Genomic DNA, 20,569 nt, shown 5'->3' on the forward strand with positions numbered 1-20,569 from the left:
CGCCTCCTTGATTGAAAACTAATAACCTATTTCTATGTCTCAGCAGGAAATGTTTTTATTTCCATATAAATCGTGTTGCCTCAAAAAAATTGTGAACTTCTAACACTTCCATTGTGAACTTCTAGCACTTGACCCGTAAACTTCTAGCGCCTCAGTTGAAAACTCTGGCACTTCACACGAAAACTCTAACAGTTCAACGAATTTTCCATCAAAAATCAGTTACAGACAGAGGCGAAAGACTACTGCTTCGGTACTTCAATCAAAACAGCGTCTCCCTGGCCGCCTCCGCTGCAAATAGCTGCTATGCCAAGTCCGCCGCCTTGGCGCTTCAGTTCGTGAATCAATGTCAAAATAATTCTTGCGCCGCTTGCACCAATCGGATGTCCAAGCGCGACTGCTCCGCCATTGATGTTCACTTTTTCCGGATCAATGCCGGCAATTTTTCCGCTGGCAAGTGACACGACCGCAAACGCTTCGTTAATTTCGAACAAATCTATGTCTTCTTTCGCGTAGCCGGTTTTTTCAAGTAATTTATTGATAACGAGACCCGGGGTTTGCGGAAAGTCTTTTGTATCCACCGCCACTTCAGCATGCCCGAGCACAGTTGCCATCGGTGTTTTGCCGAGTGCCTCCGCCTTTTCATCGGACATAACAACAAATGCACCTGCACCGTCATTGACACCAGGCGCATTACCAGCAGTGATAGTACCGTCTTTGTCAAAAGCCGGGCGCAGTTTCCCGAGTTTTTCAACGCTTGTATCTTTCCGGGGTGCTTCGTCTGTATCAACAACAAGTGGATCACCTTTACGCTGTGGAACTTCGAGTGCCACAATTTCTTCAGCAAATTTACCGTCCTCGATTGCTTTCCCTGCCCGCTGATGACTGCGGTAAGCCCATTCGTCCTGCTGTTCGCGGGATACATTAAATTCTTCTGCAGTACCATTTCCATAGCTTCCCATGTGTACATTGTTAAACGAACAAGTAAGCCCGTCATGAACCATCATATCGACAACACGTTTATCGCCCATACGATTGCCCCAACGTGCATCCGGCAGGTAATACGGCGCATTACTCATGCTCTCCATCCCGCCTGCTACAATTACATCTTCGTCGCCGGCGCGAATCAACTGATCGGCAAGTGTTACACTGCGCATTCCGGATGCACATACTTTATTAATTGTTTCGGTTTTTACATCCCATGGAATGCCAGCTTCGCGTGCTGCCTGACGGGACGGAATCTGACCCTGGCCGCCCTGCAGAACAGTTCCCATGATCACTTCATTGATTTCCTTTTCATCGAGTCCGGCCCGATCCAATGCTTCGCGAATTGCTTTTCCGCCAAGCTGTGCGGCGGTAAAGGATTTCAACGCTCCCCCAAATTTCCCAAATGGTGTTCTGGCACCTGATACAATAACGGTTTTACGCATTTCCTCAGCTCCCTTTTTTTTACTAGATTTATCGTTTCATGTGACAACGCTTTCTTTAAACATATCATCGTGTATGTGAAGTTGCAATTAAAAAACGATTGAACGCTCGCTCAGATATTCGGCTTAAAAGCAGAGGGGCATTTCACCCCTCCGATTTGCACTTACGCTGTTTTTACTTCATCGTTCGTTAAAACACTTAATGCGAGAATTTCCGCAACATCCATTGTGCTGATGTCTTCATCCACTTCTTTCGCTTTCGTACCATCACTCAGCATCGTCAGGCAGAATGGACATGCGCTGGAAATCATCGTGGATTCTGTTTGCATCGCCTGTTCGGTGCGGGCAACATTGATTCGGTTACCGGTTGTTTCCTCGCTCCACATCAGACCGCCGCCAGCACCGCAGCACATACCGTTTTCCTTGCTGCGCTCCATTTCAATCAATTGAAGTCCTGGAATTGACTTAAGAATTTCACGTGGTGGATCGTACACCCCATTGTATCGTCCAAGATAGCAGGAATCGTGGTATGTCAGCCGCTGATTAATTTCCCGCTTCGTCTCCAGCTTGCCGTTCATCACCAAGTCATATAGCATTTGTGTATGGTGATAAACTTCTGCCTCAAAGCCAAAATCAGGATATTCGTTTTTGAAAATGTTATATGCGTGCGGATCAATCGTTACGATCTTCTTCACATCATGTTTATTGAATTCCTTAATGTTTTTCTCGGCAATTTCCTGGAATAAAAATTCATTTCCAATGCGGCGTGCCGTATCACCAGAGTTCTGTTCCTTGTTTCCTAAAATCGCAAAGCTGACACCCGCCTGGTTCATCAGTTTGGCAAATGCAAGGGCAATTTTTTGACTGCGGTTATCAAATGATCCCATTGAACTTACCCAGAAAAGATATTCGAAATCTTTATCTTCTTTTTTCAATTCTTTTACTGTCGGGATATACGCGTCCTCATCCTGTTCGCGCCACTTGATCCGGTCTTTTTTGGAAAGTCCCCATGGGTTACCCTGACGCTCAATGTTCATAACGGCACGCTGAGCTTCCGGATCCATTTTTCCTTCCGTCATAACCAGATAGCGGCGCATGTCAATGATTGTACCAACATGTTCGTTGTTAACGGGACATGCATCTTCACAATTTCGGCAAGTTGTACAGCCAGCCAGTTCTTCTTCCGTAATAACATCGCCAATCAGACTGACAGCCTCCATTTTGCTGACGGCGCCATCGGCAGTTGCCATCTGGTTACCAGCTGTACCCGCAAATGCATAGCTTGGCACCCACGGTTTTTTGCCGGTAACTGCTGCACCTTTCTGAGTCAGGTGATCACGCGTTTTAATCATAATATCCATCGGTGACAGCATTTTTCCTGTTCCGGATGCCGGACAGACATCCGTACAGCGCCCGCATTCCACACAGGCATAAAAGTCGATCATCTGATGTTGTTCAAAATCTTCTACTTTACCGACACCAAACGAGATTTCGTCTTCATCATCATCTTCATCAATATCAAAATCTATCTTTTTCAGCTTACCAGGCACACGTTTACTCAAAAACACATTGGCCGGGGCAGCAATCAAGTGTGCGTGTTTGGATTGCGGCACATAGATCAGGAATGACAGAATGGTGATCGTGTGTACCCACCAGAATACAAAGAACAGTGCCATCGCAGCAGTTTCAGGCAGCCAGCCGAACGCTAAAGCTATTAAACTGGCAACAGGCTGGGATATTCCCGGTTCGATTTCATCCAGCCAGATGATTTCCATTCCGTTTGACACCAGAACGGACAACATCAAGGTGCCGATGAACAGCAGAACAAGTCCTGCTTTAAATCCGCGCTTCAACCGGACAATTTTTTCAATATAACGGCGGTAGAAGGCCCAAACCACCGCAACCAGAATCATTAAAACGACCAGCTCCTGGAAAAACGTAAAGATCGGGTACAGTGGACCGAGCGGCAAGTGACTGCCGGGAGCAAGCCCCTTTATAAATAAGTCGATTGCACCGAACTGGACAAGCAGAAAACCATAGAACATCATCACATGAATAATTCCTGATTTTTTGTCTTTCAACAGCTTGGACTGTCCGAAAACGATTTTTCCAATCCGGCGGAACCGTTCTTTAAAATCACGGTCAAAGTCCGATTTCTTCCCCAATTTAATGTAGGCGATCCGCGTTGTCACAACTTTGGCAAACAAATATACACCATAGATGACAACAGCTGTGAATGCCAGTGCATTTATAAGTAAAAATATGTCCATCTTTCGCTCCCCCTCTGTAAGTATTGTAACCTAAAATGACAGCGATTGCATTTTTCAGCGAAATACAAAAAACTGTGTTTGTATGATAAGTCTATAACTATACTTTATAAGTGAATGATCATTCAGTCAACTGATTTTTTATTAAATGTGATAATTGTCATACTTTTAATTACCGGAAATCCCTGTTGATTACATGAATGAGGCGAAAGGAATTATTTTATAAGAAAGAGGCTGGGACAAAAGGTGATTTATCACAAAGAAAAAACGAATTAAAAGGTGGACTCAACCGCTCCGGAAATATACTTCGCTAGTCTCTAAAATTGTTCGTTTTTTGTATTACACTTTTTGATTTGTCCCAGCCACTTTTCAGTTGATTTTAGTTGAAACTAATTATAATGGAAAACAGTCTAAATAAAATAATCCTACATCTGCTCCGGCGCATGAACACCAAGCAATTTCAGGCTGTTTTGAATCGTGGTGCGTACTGCCTTCATCAAGGCGATGCGTGCTTTGGTCTGTTCCGGGTCATCCGGATTTAACACTTTTTCCGCATTGTAGAAACTGTGCAGTTGTGAAGCAAGATCAAACACATATTGCGTAACTTTGTGCGGCGTCTGCTTTTGCGCTGCATCAGCAACCGTCTGCGGGAATTCACCGAGCTTTTTCAGCAGCTCCATTTCTTTTTCCGCTGTCAGCAGGTCAGCATTATACTGTTTATCAACTGCGAATCCTTTATCCCCGGCCTGTCTGAGCATAGTGCAAATCCTTGCATGAGCATACTGGACATAATAGACCGGATTGTCGTTTGATTCCGATTTGGCAAGGTCCATATCAAAATCCAGTGGTGTATCATTCGAACGCATGATAAAGAAATACCGGACAGCGTCGGCACCGACTTCATCCAGCAGATCCCGGAGTGCCACAATCTTCCCGGTACGCTTGGACATCTTGACGAGTTCCCCGTTTTCAAACAAACGAACCATTTGAATGATTTGAACACCAAATTTCTCAGCCGGGTAACCGAGTGCCTGGATCGCCGCACGCATCCTTCCAATATAACCGTGGTGATCGCCGCCCCATACATTGACAATCTGGTCATAGCCGCGCTCCAATTTGTTTTTATGGTAGGCGATGTCCGGCGTCAGATAGGTGTATTTACCGTCCTGTTTAATAAGCACCCGGTCCTTATCATCACCAAACGCAGTCGAACGGAACCAGACTGCTCCATCCTGTTCGTAGACATAGCCGCCTTCTTTCAGTGTCTGGACCGCTTCCTCCACTTTATTGGCATCGTACAGCGACTGTTCCGAGAACCAGTTATCAAAATGGACACCAAAATCATTCAAGTCTTTTTTCAATTTATCCAGCTCAAAATTCAATCCATATTCCTTAAAAAAAGCAAGTCGATCTGTTTCATCTGTCTGTACCCATTTATCACCGTACTCGGCAGCAAGTGTTTTGCCGATGTCGATTATATCGGAACCGCGATAGCCATCATCGGGCATGTTTGTGTCAATTCCAAGCGCCTCTTTATAGCGCACTTCAATCGACAAAGCAAGATTATCAATCTGGCTGCCGGCGTCATTAATATAATATTCCCGCTCCGTTTGGTAACCGGCTGCTTCCAGCACATTGCAAAGCACATCCCCAAATGCCGCACCGCGGGCATGACCAAGATGCAGATCACCGGTCGGGTTAACGGAAACAAACTCGACCTGAACTTTTTCTCCGTTCCCTGTGTCCGTTTTGCCGTATGATGCACCGGCACTTAAAATAGTTGGAATCAGTTCACCAAGATAGTCATCTTTCATGAAAAAGTTGATGAAACCCGGCCCGGCAATTTCCACTTTGTCGACTGCCGCTTTCGTACTGTCCAGATGCTGTACAATATCATCCGCAATCTGACGTGGTGCCTTTTTGGCAATACGGGCAAGCTGCATCGCAATGTTGGTTGCGAAATCCCCGTGAGCTTTTTCTTTCGGTTTTTCCAGTGTAATCGCCGGCAGTTCCGCTTTGGATGCTAGTTCAGCCTGCAAAACCGCCGCTTCGATTTCCTGTTTTAAAATATCCTCTGTCTGTGCCAGGACGTTCATTCGGCATCCTCCTCCTTTATTGTCAATTCCAATTTGTGTTTCCGTTCTTCCTGTCCATTCAGGCTAACCGAATAATCAATTGTCAAAAACCCGTTCTGCTCATCAGTCAGTGAGTGAAAAGCAATTGTATCGGTAAGTGTTTCCATATGTATATATCCATGCGGATGCTGGAAAACATTTTCCGTTTTTTGATTGGTGCGGAATTGCTGATGCATTGTAACCGGACCAACCCGCTTAATACTGACCCTGTTCGGATTAATGGTAATCAGGTTTTTAACCGGGGCACCCTCATCCGATGTTTCTTCAAACGTCAGGATACAGCGATTATCCTTTTCATAGTACGTACCTGCTTCGTTGAGCGTGTTATATTCCATTTGTCCATCATTATCAATGATTGTCTGCATCTCAATTGTAATGGATTTTGGTTCCAAGTTCATCCTATCCCGCTCCCGCTTTATATAATTTCCTATTATAGCGATAATGGTACCTGTTTATCAATACCAAAACCATTTTACACAGACATATGGAAATATGCGACCTTTTAAGTTTATTTCATCCGTCCTTTTCCCATAATGGTAGTAATCTATGATTAATGGGGTAAAGCCGTATGAAAAAATTTTTCCCGCAAAATAAATTGCACTGGTTTCTATATATCATTGGCGGAATGGCCACGCTTGGCATTGCTGCGCTTGTGTCCGTTTATTTTATCAGCTTTTTGCTCGGACCGCCAAAACTGACAACCGATCAAAATACGATTTATTACGGCATCGAAAATGAAGTGATCGGTGAAGAAAGCGGCGTGGAAAACCGGTATTGGGTGGATCTGGAGGAAATATCGCCATACGTCGTTAATGCAACGCTGGCGATTGAGGATCAGCATTTTTATGAACATAATGGTTTTGACCTGAAACGGATTGCCGGAGCCGCCCTGGCTGATTTAAAAAGCATGTCCCTGGAGGAAGGTGCGAGCACATTAACCCAGCAATACGCCAGAAATCTTTTTTTATCCCATGAAAAAACATGGACCCGTAAAATCAAAGAAGCTTTCTATACGGTCCGCATTGAAATGTACTACTCGAAAAATGAAATACTCGAGGGATATCTGAACACGATTTACTATGGCCACGGTGCGTATGGTATTGAAGCTGCCAGCAGGTTTTTTTTCGATAAACCGGCAAGCGACCTGACATTGGCCGAGGCTGCAATGCTTGCGGCAATTCCAAAGGGTCCGTCCTATTATTCCCCGTTAAATGACCGGGAGAATGCAGAAGAACGCCAAAAGCAAATTTTGGCAACGATGCAGAAAAATGGCATGATTACCGAACAGCAATATTATCTTGCCTCACACGCAAACCTGGCTTTTTCCGGAAAAGATGAACAAGAAAATCCTGCTGCCGCTCCTTATTTTCAGGATACGGTCTTACTGGAAGCTGCAAATGTTCTTGACCTTAGCACGGAATCCATCCGGTCCGGCGGGTATAAAATTTTTACGACACTGGACAAATCGCTGCAAAAAAAGCTGGAAAAAAACGCTGCTGCTGTCATTGACGATTCAAGTGAAATCCAGGTTGGTGCCGTGGCAATGGATCCGGACACAGGCGGCATCCGTGCATTGCTCGGGGGCAAAAACTATCAGGAAAGCCAGTTTAACCGTGCTGTACGTGCCAAACGTATGCCGGGGTCAACCTTCAAGCCTTTTTTATACTATGCTGCACTGCGAAACGGCTACACACCAAGTACGATGCTGGTGAGCAAACCGACCGCGTTTAAGCTGGAAGATGGTGAAGTGTACCAGCCAAGCAATTTTAATGGCTACTATGCAAACAGACCGATATCACTTGCACAGGCGCTGGCACTGTCTGATAATATTTATGCAGTTAAAACAAACCTTTACCTTGGTGCCGAAAAATTAATTGATACCGCACATAAATTCGGTATCAACGGTAAACTTCCGGCAGTGCCTTCCCTTGCACTCGGAACTGCATCGGTCACGGTCGAGAACATGGTGACCGGTTATGGGATGCTTGCTAATGGCGGCAATAAGATCGAAGGACATACCATCCAAAAGATTGTTAACCGCCGTGGTAAAGTGGTATTTGAACGCGAAGATCCGGCCGGCGAGCAGATACTGGATGAGCAGACCACCTTCGTTTTGACCCAACTATTGACCGGAATCTTTGATCATGCCCTGGATGGTTATATGTCAGTGACCGGGTCATCCATCGCGGATGAATTAAACCGAACCTATGCCGCCAAATCCGGTACGACCAATTCAGACAGCTGGATGATCGGCTACAGCCCGTCACTGGTAATGGGCGTGTGGACAGGCTATGACAATAACAATCAAATTGTGAAATCAGAGGAATTAACCTATGCGAAGAACATTTGGGCAGGGTTTATGACAGCTGCGCACCAGGACATTCCCGCGGAAGGATTCGCTGCCCCGGACGGTGTGGTTGGCATAATGATTGACCCGGTCACCGGTAAACGGGCAACACCATACTGTGAAACAGGCCGCGTTATGTATTTTGAAAAAGGCACCGCACCAAAGACTCATTGTACAAAACATATGCCGGAAGATGGCGGAGATATTGAGCCGGATTCCGACCAGGAAGTTCGTGACGAGGAGAAAGGCATTTTTGAAAAATTGTTTGATGTATTGTTTTCGGCTTGAGATCGATGATTTGCTTTCAGCTTCGTAGGGAGCTTCCCTCGATTTAAATGCAACAATTACTAGGACAAAAAAGAAGCCGACTCCAATTAAGCGAGTCAGCCTCTTTTTTGTCCTAGTAATACATGTGTTAGCCCATGTATACATATTTTACAAATTTCCGGTTGAAAGTACAACATTTTAAATTATTGTTCATAATTCAGTCACAAAATGTTCACTATTCCGGAAGCGTATTTTTTAGCTCATCTCTAGAGTTGTTCCAATAGTCCCCGCCTTCAAAATCAGCAAGGAAGTCTTTTAATAGTTGTTTGGAATGGTCATCCATATGTTCAACCATCACCTTGCCTTTCAGAGACTTATCCATGTGTGTCACATGTTCTGGCATTGATTTATAGGCACGCTTAATCGAGCGGTCGACACGAATCTCACTTCCGCACACCCCGGAAAAATAAGGACCATTTTCACTTTTTTCCACCGTGACCCAGACAATCCAATATAATTTACCGTTTGGCACTTCATCTTTGTTCGGCAAAAATTTAACTCGGCGCTCCACTTCACTTCGGGCGTGCATCGCACCCATGTCGACAAATGCCCGGTCTTCATTTGGATCAATAATGACCGGTGACATATTTTCCAGGCTGATGGCACCAATGCCATAGCCGCCATGGCCATCAGTGGAATCATCCTTTAGTATTGTAAACTGATTGGTTTTCTTTTTATCAGAAGATTGATCTGAACTCATTACCTGGACCCTCCTTCAAGCTTTAGCTCAATTGTAGCATAGGTTAACAGATCATTTCACATATGAGCGTTCTTCATTATTTCAGAAAAAAAGCCCGCCATCATGAAGGCGGGTTCTCACGTAATGATGTAATAAACAGCTGTGCATCGTTGATTTCCTCATCCGTATACTTTTGTTTCGGCTTGACAGTATGTATTTTTTCAATCAATTGAACGTGCGGTAAGTCATTAAAAAAGAGCATGGTCGAAACCAGTTCCAGAAAACGGGAACTTTTTTCCTTCAGGAGCACTACTTGTCTTGCCATATCAGGCATATCCATCATAAATTGATTTAAAAAAGCCTTTCCGTCATCTGTAATCGTATAATTATATTGAAAATAATTGCTCCGATCCTCTTTCTCCTCGGCGATAAACCCGAGATTACACAGCTCTTCCACACGAAGTGACAACTCCTCGGAGTAAGGACCGTAAAAATGAAATTGATATTTTTCCTCAAATGGCACATGACACTGCTGTAAAATATAAATCATTTTCTGCATCTTTTTCCGTCCGCTAATGTCTTGTGCCACTGAAAAAAATTGCATTAATTTTGCATGATTCGTCATCATCATTTCGCATTCCTCCGTATAAAAGTGAAACTTCAATCAGTGTGGTGTTTCACTGATTGTTAGTTGAACATATCGGACATAGGGACCCTGCTTCAATGCAAGGTTCACTGCCGGCTGACGGGCGATAACAACTCCCGAATTCTACTTTTAACAGGACTGTCCTCCTTCAGGCTTTCCAGCATATCCTTGGGAAAATAGAGTTTATGATCTGTCCGTTTTTTTCCGGAAATGGATTCAACAATATCCGAATGACGCGACAGCTCCTTTAACCCGCCATCCGGCATCAGCAAGTGGATCGGCAGGCGTTCTTCCTCTTCGCCGGGACGGTAAAAGTCATACGGCAAATCAGAAGATGAATCCACGACCAGGTAGTATTCCGGGTCAATTCCCGCCTCCTGAAACAGCCGGTACAGTTCCATCCATTCGTTCATCTGCTGATTCGGATTGAATTCGATATACTTAAACAAGCGCCGGTTCACAAACCGCTCGCACAAATCCCGCAAAATATCGTCATCTTCTTCCTGCCATAACTGAAAATAATAGGAAACGATTGATTCATCCAGCTTCAAATAATCACTTAAATCCACCTGTTCTTTAAAAAACGAAATAAAATGAATCGGCTTCAATTTAAACGTGTAATTTTGTTCAAAAAGGTATTTGGCACGGTGCAGGATTTTCGACAAAATCACTTCCGCACTTCTGGTCACCGGATGAAAATAAACCTGCCAATACATCTGATAGCGACTCATAATATAATCTTCCACCGCATGCATACCGCTCGACTTAATGACGACCTGATCCTCAATCGGCCGCATCACACGAAGAATCCGCTCCATATCAAAATGACCATAACTGACTCCAGTAAAATAGGCATCCCGCTGCAAATAATCCATCCGATCGGCATCAATCTGACTGGAAATCAAGCTGACAACCAATTTGTCTTCATATGTTTTATTAATAACATCGGCAACTTTTTTAGAAAATCCGGGGGATACGCGTTCCAATATTCGATTTATTTCCGTGTCACCGGCAATAATCTGTTTGGTAAAATACTCATGATCCAGCTTGAACACTTTTTCAAACGAATGTGAAAATGGACCATGGCCGAGATCATGCAGAAGCGCCGCACACAAACACAGCAACCGTTCATCCGGATTCCAATGCGGACGCCCCTGGAAATTATACAGAATGCGCCGGACAATTTCATATACACCCAGCGAATGGTTGAACCGGCTGTGCTCAGCACCGTGAAACGTCAAATAGGTAGTGCCAAGCTGCTTGATCCGCCGCAGCCGCTGAAATTCAGGTGCCGCAATCAGGTCCCAGATCACCCGATCCTGCACGTGAACATAGCGGTGCACAGGGTCTTTAAACACTTTTTCCTCGTTTAATTGTTCGTCTTTATACGCCATTTTTACAACCCGTTTCTTTTCGACAACTTTTATTATATTATATAATAGATGTTTAAACATAAAAAGAGTCAATCTTGACATGCAAAAGGAGAAAATTATGAAAAACTGGCGAGACCTCATCGGGAATGCAACGATTCGTTACCTTGATCATTCCGGAAAAGAATCTTTTCAACATAAAGCATACACCGCACTGACCTCATTTGCGGTTGATGATGTGCTGGCACTGTTTGTCGGCGGACGGACTACGCCGGCAGTAAGACTGTGGGTGCATCCGGATACGGTTGTGCTGGGCATTCCCGATGCTCGCGTTCCATTTATTGATGAAGGAGTGCGACTGCTTGCCGATCGAGGCTACCACGTAGTCGTCCGTAATTCCGGCGGTCTCGCTGTCGCCTTGGATGCCGGCGTGCTGAATATCTCACTGGTCCTGCCTGATGTGAAACATATTTCTATCTATGATTGCTATGAAGCAATGGTCGGCTTTGTCCAGTATATGCTGCGGGATGTAACCGATGGAATTGAAGCATATGAAATTGTCGGTTCCTATTGTCCGGGAGACTATGATCTAAGCATTGGCGGCCGCAAATTTGCGGGTATTTCGCAGCGGCGTGTGAAGGACGGCGCTGCCATTCAAATTTACTTGGATGTGGAAGGAAAAGGGTTTGAACGGGCTGCGCTGATTCGGGATTTTTATGAGACAGGCCTGAAAGATACGGAAACAAACTTTGACTTTCCGGATGTTGACCCGTCTGTCATGGCATCATTATCCGAACTTCTCGGGGAACAGATCACCGTTGACGAAATGAAGGAACGAGTTATTAGGACGCTGCAGGAAATAAGCGAAGAAGTCGTCTCGACAGATTTTTCCGATGCAGAGATTGAACAGTTTGAAAAGCGGTATGCACAGATGGTCAAACGTAATGAAGGAATTGCGAAACTGCAATAAGTTCGGCACATTTTTGAAAAATTAACAACGCACAAAAAGCTTGCAGCCGAAACCGCAAGCTTTTTAAGATCCCCCTGCCTGGACGGCTGTTATGATCGCAAGTTTATACACATCATCGGCAGTGCATCCGCGCGACAGGTCGTTCACCGGTTTGTTCAGGCCCTGCAGAATCGGCCCGACTGCATCGAATTTTCCGAGCCGCTGGGCAATTTTGTAACCGATATTGCCAGCCTCAAGACTTGGGAAAATAAATACATTCGCATTTCCCTCGAGTACAGAGCCGGGGGCTTTTTTCGCTGCCACTTCCGGAACAAATGCGGCGTCAAACTGGAACTCCCCGTCAATTAGAAGATCGGGATTCTTTTCCCGGGCCGCTGACAAAGCTTCCGTAACTTTCTCCGTTTCCGGCGATGTTGCCGATCCTTTTGTGGAAAAACTGAGCATCGCCACACGCGGATCAATACCGAATAATGCCGCTGTGTTGGCACTCTCAACCGCAATTTCAGCAAGATCCTGACTATCCGGGTTGATGTTAATTGCACAGTCAGCGAACACATATTTTTCATCATTGCGGACCATGACGAATACACCGGATGTTTTTTTTATGCCTTCTTTCGTTTTAATAATCTGAAGTGCGGGGCGAACCGTGTCTGCAGTTGAATGAACGGCTCCACTGACAAGGCCGTCTGCCTGATTCATATGGACAAGCATTGTTCCGAAATAATTTTCATCCATAAGAATTTCCCGGGCTTCCTGGTCAGATACCTTGCCTTTACGGCGTTCAACAAAAGTCTCAACCATTAAATCAAACTCGGCAAATGAAGTTGGATCCATTAACTTGCACGCACTGATATCCACACCGGCTTCCTCTGCTTTCTTCCTCATTCTGTCTTTATCCCCCAGCAATACAGGAGTCAGCACACCGGCAGCACCCAGCTGGCTCGCGGCGGTCAACACCCGCTCATCCGTGCCTTCCGGAAAAACAATAGATTTATTTACAGCATCTAATTTACCACTCAGCTGATCAAAAAGACCGCTCATTATAAAACCCCTCTCAAACTCAAATTACTGCTAACTTCAATGATAATCGATAGCTCCATTCATATAAAGAAACTCAACCTGAAATTCTGCACAGTTTTGACAGAACATTGACGAAACGTGTCTTCCATGATTATTGTTCCCTGATTATGATATAGTAAAAACATGCGATAATTTTTTCTAATTGAAGGAGAGATATTGAATGGCAGCTGAAGCAGTTGAAACAATGGATGGCTGGTATTGCCTGCATGATCTCAGGACCATCGACTGGATCTCATGGAAAATGCTATCGAACGAGGAGCGCCAGTCCGCGGTTAATGAATTGAAAGACCTGCTGATTAAATGGGAAGCAGTTGAGGCAGATGAAAATGGCAGTCATGTTCTCTATAAAGTAGTTGGACAGAAGGCAGATTTAATGTTTATGTTCCTGCGTCCGACGATGAATGAATTAACAGACATTGAAACGGAATTTAATAAATCAAAATTTGCGGAGTTTCTGAAACCTTCATATTCATATGTGTCGGTTGTCGAACTTTCCAAATACGGACCACAGCGCCCGGCGGATGATCCGCGGACACTTGAACGTCTGCACCCTATCCTGCCAAAGTGGGAGCATATGTGTTTCTACCCGATGGACAAGCGCCGTCAGGGTGAAGAAAATTGGTATTCGCTTGATTTTAAAGAACGTGCGAAACTGCTGTACGAGCACAGTAAAACAGGCCGGAAATACGCAGGCGAAGTAAAGCAGGTTATTACAGGATCATTTGGCTTTGATGACTGGGAATGGGGCGTAACCCTGTTCGCCCATGATGTTTTACAGCTTAAGAAAATCGTTTATGAAATGCGTTTTGACGAAGTAAGTGCCAAGTACGGTGAGTTCGGTAAATTTTTCGTCGGCAACCAACTGTTAAAAGACGATATTGACCAATATTTGAGCGTGTAGATCACCCCCCCACAGCTTCGGCTTGGGGGATTTTTTGTTACAGCTCATTAAGACCGGACTTATACAAACACGCAAAGTGCCGTATAACACTTCTACCTCTTCCTCTAAAATAAAATTCGACAAAATTCAAGTGTCACCTAACAAATTAACATTTCCAAAATACAGGATATGCCGCTCAGCAACGGGGTTAAAAAACATTCATTATTCCCGCCTATTTTGCATACACATATCTAGTAGCCTGACAGCATGAGCTGCAGAAACGGGGTGTGTTTGTTGTGGCTGTCATTAAAACTACGGAAAAAGGTGTACAATTGCTTGCCCGTTTAATGCGCGCAGAGGCAGTGGGTGACGGCAAACTTGGAATGCTTATGGTTGGAAACACCGGCGTTAATCGTGTGCTTTCCAACTGTTTGGACTTTACAGAACTGAGTACAATCAGAGATATGGTCTTTCAAAGTCCGGGAGGCTTTGAAGCAGTACAAAAAGGCTTTTTTTACCGGAGGGCACGTCAGCAGGATATCAGGCTTGCCCGTAAAGTAATTAATGGAAAACGATATCATCCGGCAACCAACTCATTATGGTTTTTCAGACCATCCGGAGAATGTCCGGCCCAGTGGTACGGTCAGTGGAATGCCGGCAGATATAAGTCACATTGTTTCTATGATCCATTGGAATCTGAATGTCCGAGAGTCTATTAAAATCAGGAGGTATTCGATGAGTAATTTTGATCCAAACGGAAATTATCCTGGTAATAATCCATATCAGGCGTATTATCCGTACTATTATTATCCGCAGGCGGCACCGGCATATTACCCGGCCTATGACCCAAGACAAATGGATCCTTCGCAGATGCAGCAGGATCCTGCAACACCGGCACCGGAAGCGGTCGAACCCATGCTGCCGACCGAACAGTCATACATTGAAAATATTTTGCGGTTGAATGAGGGGAAAGTTGCTACCGTCTATATGTCATTTGAAAATGATGCCGAGTGGAGCTCCAAAGTGTTCAGGGGGGTAGTTGAGGCTGCGGGGAGAGATCATATCATTCTGAGTGATCCCGAAACCGGACGGCGCTATTTGCTGCTGATGATCTATCTGGATTATATAACGTTTGAGGGTGAAATTAATTACGCCTATCCATATGGGGATTCATGAAATATGGCCACATATCCATCACGATAAGGGACAGTATCATCTTTACAAAACTTGGCATTCGCTAAAGGGATTCTTATGAAAGTGTTTTTTGCTTTCTTAGAAGCCCTTATGCTCTTGAGTGCAAGCTTTATGGCGAATGCCTTAGTTGCACTTATGCAGTAACTGCTTAGAAAAACTTGGCCTTTACCCAAGTTTTTCTAATGTCCCAACAAAAGGAGAATTACATATGCGACATCCATATGAAAAGTTTATCCGACTGGAACTGTTAACACTTGCAGCCGCAATGATTATTGGACTGATTGCAATCTTCCAGGGATATTTGCTGATTATTTTCTTATGTATCTTTCTCCTGGCAGTCAGTTTAGTCTTCGAAGGATTAATCGCCATGAACACGTTTCATACAACGGCAGGATTAAAACAGTTCGCAAAAGCTGCCATGCTGCTGCTTTTAACGATTGTCCTGTTCTTCCAGTTATAAATGTTTAATAACGGCATAGCCAAGCAATACCCAACCGGCCAGAAACGCCACACCGCCAATCGGCGTAATCATCGCAAACAACTTCAGTCCGGAAAGCGAATAAATGTACAGACTGCCGGAAAAAAGAATAATCCCGACAAAGAACATCCAGCCGGCCCAGGTCATTCCACCACTTTGCAGTTTAGCGCAGAGCAGTCCGGTTACAAGCAATGCCATTGTATGGAACATCTGATACGTTACCGCTTTGTCCCAAATACCGAGCATCTTTTCCGACAGTTTCCCTTCCAATCCATGTGCCCCAAAGGCGCCTAATGCCACTGCTAAAAATCCATTTATTACACCTAACAGTAGAAATAATTTCATCTTTCTGCTCCTTCCCCAATCCTGGTGTTAAAAGTCAAAAAGCGAATCACCGTTTGCATCATCATCGTTGATTGTGCTGCGTTGTACAGGTTCCACCTTTTGATTGCCGTTTTCACCTATCATCGCCTTCATTTCCGCGTTCGTAATACTGGTCTTTTCAGTTTGTGGTTTGTCACCTTCCAGCATAAGATCACAAAGAAGCTGAACGTTGGCAATGTGATTTTTTACCGATTTTTCATCCGCATCACGTGCCTTGTTTAATTCATTAATCATTTTCTTTATTATCGTTTCATTGGCAACTGCCATGAGCGCTCACTCCCTTATATCCAGAGTATACCACTAATTATGACATGAAAAAAAGCCTTGAACATCGTCAAGACTTCCCTTCATCTATTTCTCCTAGGTACCTACATGCTGTTGTTCTTCCGCATAGCGATTATAGACCCAATGTAAAAATTCCATTTCATTTTCTGCCAATTCCCTGCCCAGTTTTTCTTCCGTATCTTCGTGAACTTGCGAAAAACTTTCCATACGCAAAAATCCCCCCATAAAGAAACGAACCAATATATTTATCCTATATTTCATTTTACATAATGATGGTCAAGGAATCAATATCCAATTTAAAAATTTACGCAATTTACTGATAATATTATCCAATCCGGGAAAGCTCTTCATCCCTAATCAGCTGGCTCAGACGGGTTTTGTACACAATATGATCGCGGGTGAATTCGGTCGGACTTTTAATACCGACAGCTGCAGACATCTGAAACACGCCTTCACGAAGCGCAACCAAATAATTGCAAACACGGTATTTCTTTTCTTCCACACTTAATGCCTTTTGCAAATCCGGATCTGTTGTTGCAACCCCAACCGGGCAATTGTTCGTGTGGCAAACCTGTGCCATGATACAGCCGACTGACAGCATAAAGCCTCTGGCGATATTAATCATGTCGGCGCCAAGTGCAAGCGCCATAGCAATTTTGTCCGGGGTAATTAATTGTCCTGACGCAATAATGCGGGTCCGCTCACGCAGACCATATTTCTTCAGTAAATCATCCACGAGCGGTAATGCAGCAAATGTCGGCAGCCCGACAGATTCGGCAAGCTCAAAATAAGACGCGCCCGTACCGCCGTTACCACCATCAACTGTAATAAAGTCCGGTACGACATCCGCTTCTTTCATTGCTTTAATGTAGGACTCTGCCTGGTGTTCATTTCCGATGACAATTTTGGTGCCGACTGGCTTGCCCCCAACATCGCGTAATTTATTTACAAATTCAAGCAGACCATGTGCATCGTCAAATTCACGGAACCGGTTTGGACTGTTAATTTCCTGCCACGGCTCTACCTTGCGAATTTCAGCAATTTCTTCGGTGACTTTTTTCCCGTCGACATGACCGCCGCGGGTTTTAGCACCCTGTCCAAGCTTTAATTCGAACGCTTTCACCTGATCAATGGCACTCTGATTTTTAAATTCTTCCCAGGAAAATTCCCCATCTTTCGTACGGACGCCAAACAGACCGGGACTGATTTGCATGATGATGTCGACATCCCCTTTTTGATGGTACGGGGAAATGCTCCCTTCCCCGGTGTTCATCCAGGTTCCGCCGGCCATCCCCAGTCCTTTGGAAAGTGCGGTAATGGCATGATCACCAAGCGAACCAAAACTCATGGCTGACTGCCCGATAATCCCTTTTAGCTTAAATGGCTTTCGTACAGTATTTTCACCAAGAATAATCACATCCTCCTCTGCCAGGTAGAATGGATTAATTGTTTGTGCTTCACTATGTTCTTTGCGGCTGATCAGTTTTTCATTATCAATCGTATACAGCCTTGTACTGACTTTCGGATTCTGGTCAATTCGCAATTCTTCCCGCTGGCTTGGGAACATATTGTTAACAAGATACATTCCCTCATCTTCAAAATCACGTTCCGAACCATAACCGATCATCCGGCTGTTATATTTTGCTGCTTTATACACGTACTCAAATTCCCTGCGGTGGAACGGTCTGCCCTCATTATTGTTCAAAAACAAATACTGCCGGAATTCCGGGCCTACTTTTTCCATTATGTAGCGGATTTTTCCCAGTATCGGATAGTTCCGTAAAATGGAATGCTCTTTTTGTCTTGCATCAACCATATATAAACGCACCAGTAAAATTAACGGAACAACAATGATAAGCCCGATAATAATGATCAGCGCCGTTAACAAACCAATTTCCATATTTGATACCCCCAACTTATGTACTATCGATATATTCCCTTTCCACAGGTGAATAAACATGAGGGGGAATCCTCATTCCTTTTAGAAGGTTTCCGGCAGAGTGGATTCGTGTCTTGATACGGCGGGTTTGCCAGAATGTACAGCGGTTGCGGCACAAAGTACGGCGGGATTTTACATTTATACAGCGCGTTCGATCAAATATACGGCGGGTATGGTTAAAAGTACGGCGCATCGGATAAACGGAACCTGGACCAGCAGTTGGGATTCACAAAAAAAACAGACCCCCAACAAGGAGATCTGCGTTCATCAGTATGCTACTGTTCCTGTTCCTGTTTCAGTCTGTTTTCGAGTACAGCGATGCGCTGGTGCAGTTCATCTATATCATCTTTGGTGGCTAAGCCAAGGTCAGTTGCCATTTCCTGTGTCTGTTCAGTTTGTCTGGTACTCCACTCATCTGTTTTCTGCTCACCTTTTTCAACGAAATTGCGCATGACTGTCCGTGCCTGTTCTTGCGTCAGCTCATTCTTCTCCACAAGTTCCTTCAGCTTTTTATCAAGCCTTTCTTTACCGCTGACTGCAGCACCTAGACCGAGCAAAAAGCCTTTCTTTAAAAAGTCACTCATCATTGCCACCCCCTTCTAAGTCTATGTTTATCAATCGAATAAAATACAGTCGATTTGACTTGAAAAATAATGTTCCTATCACTCTTTACCCGATTTAAACAGGATGCTAAACCAGTTTTAAATACAATATAATTATGTTGGCTCATAGTCATATGTGATAGAATCGTTTATAATGATGAAAATTGACTTTTTAGGAGGATACAATGCAAAAAGATACATACAAATGGACTGACCATCTTAAATTTATAATTCCATCGCTAATTGGTATTTTCCTGTTCATGACTCCTGTCAATACCGATCAGGGGATGACCATTCCGATCGCTATCCTGTCCAATTGGCTTCAGGCATTATTAAAAGATCAGCTTTCCATGATTATGATGATAATTATAGTAGTTACTGCAATCATGACAATGATTGCAAAAATTGCCGGCAAAGAAGCATTTCAAAAAACACCATTTTTCCAGCAGCTTTTTTATGTAAGCACTTTCTGGACGATTACACGAATTGTTGCTGCCATATTTGCGATAATGGTGTATTTCCGGCTGGGATCTGAAATGATTTACGGACCAGACACCGGCCAGTTGCTGCTGGGAGATTTGCTGCACGTGTTATTTGCCGTGTTTTTATTTGCCGGACTATTCCTGCCGCTGCTGATGAATTTCGGTCTGCTCGATTTTTTCGGAACACTAATGACAAAAATTATGCGGCCATTGTTCCGGCTGCCTGGCCGTTCCTCCATCGATGCACTGGCTTCCTGGGTTGGTGACGGTACAATCGGTGTGCTGTTGACAAGTAAGCAGTATGAAGACGGCTATTATACGAAACGGGATGCAGCTGTAATTGGTACGACATTTTCAGTTGTCTCGATTACGTTCACACTGGTTGTCATTGATCAGGTCGGTCTTATTCAAATGTTTGTCCCGTTCTATCTAACGGTGATTGCTGCTGGGGTCATAGCAGCATTGATTATGCCGCGTATCCCTCCGCTCTCGCTAAAAGCCAATACGTACATCAGTGAAGCGGAAGGAGATATCGAGGAAGAAGTTCCAACAGGACACAACAGTCTCACATTCGGCTATAAAAAAGCACTTGAGCAGGCAAAGACTGAGACAAGCGTATATAAATTTTTCAAAGAAGGCGGACAGAACATACTCGATATGTGGATGGGTGTAGCCCCGATTGTGATGGCGTTCGGGCTGATTGCATTAATCATTGCAACCTATACACCAGTCTTTTCCTGGCTTGGACTTCCGTTCATCCCGCTGCTTGAACTGATGCAGGTACCTAATGCAGAGGCGGCATCTGAGACGATTCTGATCGGATTTGCCGACATGTTCCTGCCATCCATTATGATCTCAACGGTTGAAGCTGAGATTACCAGATTTATTATTGCTGCATTATCCGTTACACAATTGATTTACATGTCCGAGGTCGGTGGACTGTTACTCGGGTCAAAAATTCCGGTCTCATTTTGGAATTTATTCGTTATTTTCCTGCTGCGGACCATAATCACATTACCGGTTATTGTACTGATTGCACATCTGCTTTTTTAACCTGAAACAGCCCGCCATCATTCCGAC

Annotated in this window: 20 protein-coding genes; 7 read left to right on the top strand and 13 right to left on the bottom strand. The window is 44.3% G+C overall.

Annotated elements, in window-relative coordinates:
* Window positions 1-239 precede the first annotated feature (239 nt).
* From HUX68_RS11520 to HUX68_RS11535, 4 genes are all read right to left on the bottom strand, one after another.
* On the bottom strand, window positions 240-1,427 hold the full coding sequence (locus HUX68_RS11520) for an acetyl-CoA C-acetyltransferase (RefSeq protein WP_174614967.1): 1,188 nt from the start codon (window positions 1,425-1,427) through the stop codon (window positions 240-242).
* A 161-nt stretch (window positions 1,428-1,588) separates the two neighbouring features.
* Window positions 1,589-3,694 carry a heterodisulfide reductase-related iron-sulfur binding cluster gene (locus HUX68_RS11525; RefSeq protein WP_174614968.1) on the bottom strand — a complete coding sequence of 702 codons (2,106 nt, stop codon included), beginning with the start codon at window positions 3,692-3,694 and terminating at the stop codon, window positions 1,589-1,591.
* A gap of 422 nt (window positions 3,695-4,116) precedes the next feature.
* Window positions 4,117-5,787, bottom strand: a complete 1,671-nt coding sequence (gene argS, locus HUX68_RS11530; RefSeq protein ID WP_174614969.1) for an arginine--tRNA ligase — start codon at window positions 5,785-5,787, stop codon at window positions 4,117-4,119.
* A complete protein-coding gene (locus HUX68_RS11535) occupies window positions 5,784-6,224 on the bottom strand; it encodes a YwiB family protein (protein WP_174614970.1) in 441 nt (146 codons plus the stop codon). The genes argS and HUX68_RS11535 overlap by 4 nt, the downstream gene beginning before the upstream one ends.
* Before the next feature lie 170 nt (window positions 6,225-6,394).
* On the opposite strand from HUX68_RS11535, the gene HUX68_RS11540 reads away from it, so the two are divergent.
* Window positions 6,395-8,461: a transglycosylase domain-containing protein gene (locus HUX68_RS11540; protein ID WP_174614971.1), complete on the top strand. Its 2,067-nt coding sequence runs from the start codon at window positions 6,395-6,397 to the stop codon at window positions 8,459-8,461.
* A gap of 214 nt (window positions 8,462-8,675) precedes the next feature.
* Here the strand turns inward: HUX68_RS11540 and HUX68_RS11545 are convergent, their stop codons facing one another.
* From HUX68_RS11545 to HUX68_RS11555, 3 genes are all read right to left on the bottom strand, one after another.
* A complete protein-coding gene (locus HUX68_RS11545) occupies window positions 8,676-9,200 on the bottom strand; it encodes a YwhD family protein (protein ID WP_174614972.1) in 525 nt (174 codons plus the stop codon).
* A gap of 100 nt (window positions 9,201-9,300) precedes the next feature.
* Entirely contained in the window at window positions 9,301-9,807 is a 507-nt protein-coding gene (locus tag HUX68_RS11550; protein WP_174616440.1) for a YwgA family protein, read from the bottom strand.
* Between the two features lie 104 nt (window positions 9,808-9,911).
* Window positions 9,912-11,219, bottom strand: a complete 1,308-nt coding sequence (locus HUX68_RS11555) for an HD domain-containing protein (RefSeq protein WP_174614973.1) — start codon at window positions 11,217-11,219, stop codon at window positions 9,912-9,914.
* 97 nt (window positions 11,220-11,316) lie between these two features.
* On the opposite strand from HUX68_RS11555, the gene HUX68_RS11560 reads away from it, so the two are divergent.
* Window positions 11,317-12,165: a lipoate--protein ligase family protein gene (locus HUX68_RS11560; RefSeq protein ID WP_174614974.1), complete on the top strand. Its 849-nt coding sequence runs from the start codon at window positions 11,317-11,319 to the stop codon at window positions 12,163-12,165.
* Window positions 12,166-12,228: 63 nt separating this feature from the next.
* On the opposite strand, the gene pta is transcribed toward HUX68_RS11560, so the two are convergent.
* Entirely contained in the window at window positions 12,229-13,206 is a 978-nt protein-coding gene (gene pta / locus HUX68_RS11565; RefSeq protein ID WP_174614975.1) for a phosphate acetyltransferase, read from the bottom strand.
* 199 nt (window positions 13,207-13,405) lie between these two features.
* On the opposite strand from pta, the gene hemQ reads away from it, so the two are divergent.
* The 4 genes from hemQ to HUX68_RS11585 all read left to right on the top strand — a co-directional run bounded on the left by hemQ (window position 13,406) and on the right by HUX68_RS11585 (window position 15,779).
* Window positions 13,406-14,146 (top strand): hydrogen peroxide-dependent heme synthase, encoded by a 741-nt coding sequence (gene hemQ, locus HUX68_RS11570; protein WP_174614976.1) that lies wholly within the window; start codon window positions 13,406-13,408, stop codon window positions 14,144-14,146.
* Window positions 14,147-14,421: 275 nt separating this feature from the next.
* Complete coding sequence (locus HUX68_RS11575) at window positions 14,422-14,844, top strand: cell wall hydrolase (RefSeq protein WP_217424803.1); 423 nt, start codon at window positions 14,422-14,424, stop codon at window positions 14,842-14,844.
* 16 nt (window positions 14,845-14,860) lie between these two features.
* Window positions 14,861-15,301 carry a spore coat protein GerQ gene (gerQ, locus tag HUX68_RS11580; RefSeq protein WP_174614977.1) on the top strand — a complete coding sequence of 147 codons (441 nt, stop codon included), beginning with the start codon at window positions 14,861-14,863 and terminating at the stop codon, window positions 15,299-15,301.
* Between the two features lie 226 nt (window positions 15,302-15,527).
* Window positions 15,528-15,779, top strand: a complete 252-nt coding sequence (locus HUX68_RS11585; RefSeq protein ID WP_174614978.1) for a hypothetical protein — start codon at window positions 15,528-15,530, stop codon at window positions 15,777-15,779.
* Here HUX68_RS11585 and HUX68_RS11590 read toward each other — a convergent pair.
* The 5 genes from HUX68_RS11590 to HUX68_RS11605 form a co-directional block, all read right to left on the bottom strand.
* On the bottom strand, window positions 15,774-16,142 hold the full coding sequence (locus tag HUX68_RS11590) for a DUF423 domain-containing protein (RefSeq protein WP_174614979.1): 369 nt from the start codon (window positions 16,140-16,142) through the stop codon (window positions 15,774-15,776). The two genes, HUX68_RS11585 and HUX68_RS11590, sit on opposite strands and share 6 nt — an antisense overlap.
* A 27-nt stretch (window positions 16,143-16,169) precedes the next feature.
* The gene (locus HUX68_RS11595) at window positions 16,170-16,448 is read right to left on the bottom strand and encodes a YwdI family protein (RefSeq protein ID WP_174614980.1); all 279 of its coding nucleotides are present in this window, start codon (window positions 16,446-16,448) and stop codon (window positions 16,170-16,172) included.
* A gap of 93 nt (window positions 16,449-16,541) precedes the next feature.
* Window positions 16,542-16,673, bottom strand: a complete 132-nt coding sequence (locus HUX68_RS19455) for a hypothetical protein (protein WP_281355738.1) — start codon at window positions 16,671-16,673, stop codon at window positions 16,542-16,544.
* Between the two features lie 118 nt (window positions 16,674-16,791).
* Window positions 16,792-18,366: an FMN-binding glutamate synthase family protein gene (locus HUX68_RS11600; RefSeq protein WP_174614981.1), complete on the bottom strand. Its 1,575-nt coding sequence runs from the start codon at window positions 18,364-18,366 to the stop codon at window positions 16,792-16,794.
* A gap of 314 nt (window positions 18,367-18,680) precedes the next feature.
* Window positions 18,681-18,989: a phasin family protein gene (locus tag HUX68_RS11605; RefSeq protein WP_174614982.1), complete on the bottom strand. Its 309-nt coding sequence runs from the start codon at window positions 18,987-18,989 to the stop codon at window positions 18,681-18,683.
* A gap of 203 nt (window positions 18,990-19,192) precedes the next feature.
* Here HUX68_RS11605 and HUX68_RS11610 point away from each other — a divergent pair, with 203 nt between their 5' ends.
* The gene (locus HUX68_RS11610) at window positions 19,193-20,542 is read left to right on the top strand and encodes a YjiH family protein (RefSeq protein WP_174614983.1); all 1,350 of its coding nucleotides are present in this window, start codon (window positions 19,193-19,195) and stop codon (window positions 20,540-20,542) included.
* The last annotated feature ends 27 nt before the right edge of the window (window positions 20,543-20,569 follow it).

The organism is Virgibacillus ihumii, assembly GCF_902726655.1.
Lineage (GTDB): Bacteria > Bacillota > Bacilli > Bacillales > Amphibacillaceae > Lentibacillus > Lentibacillus ihumii.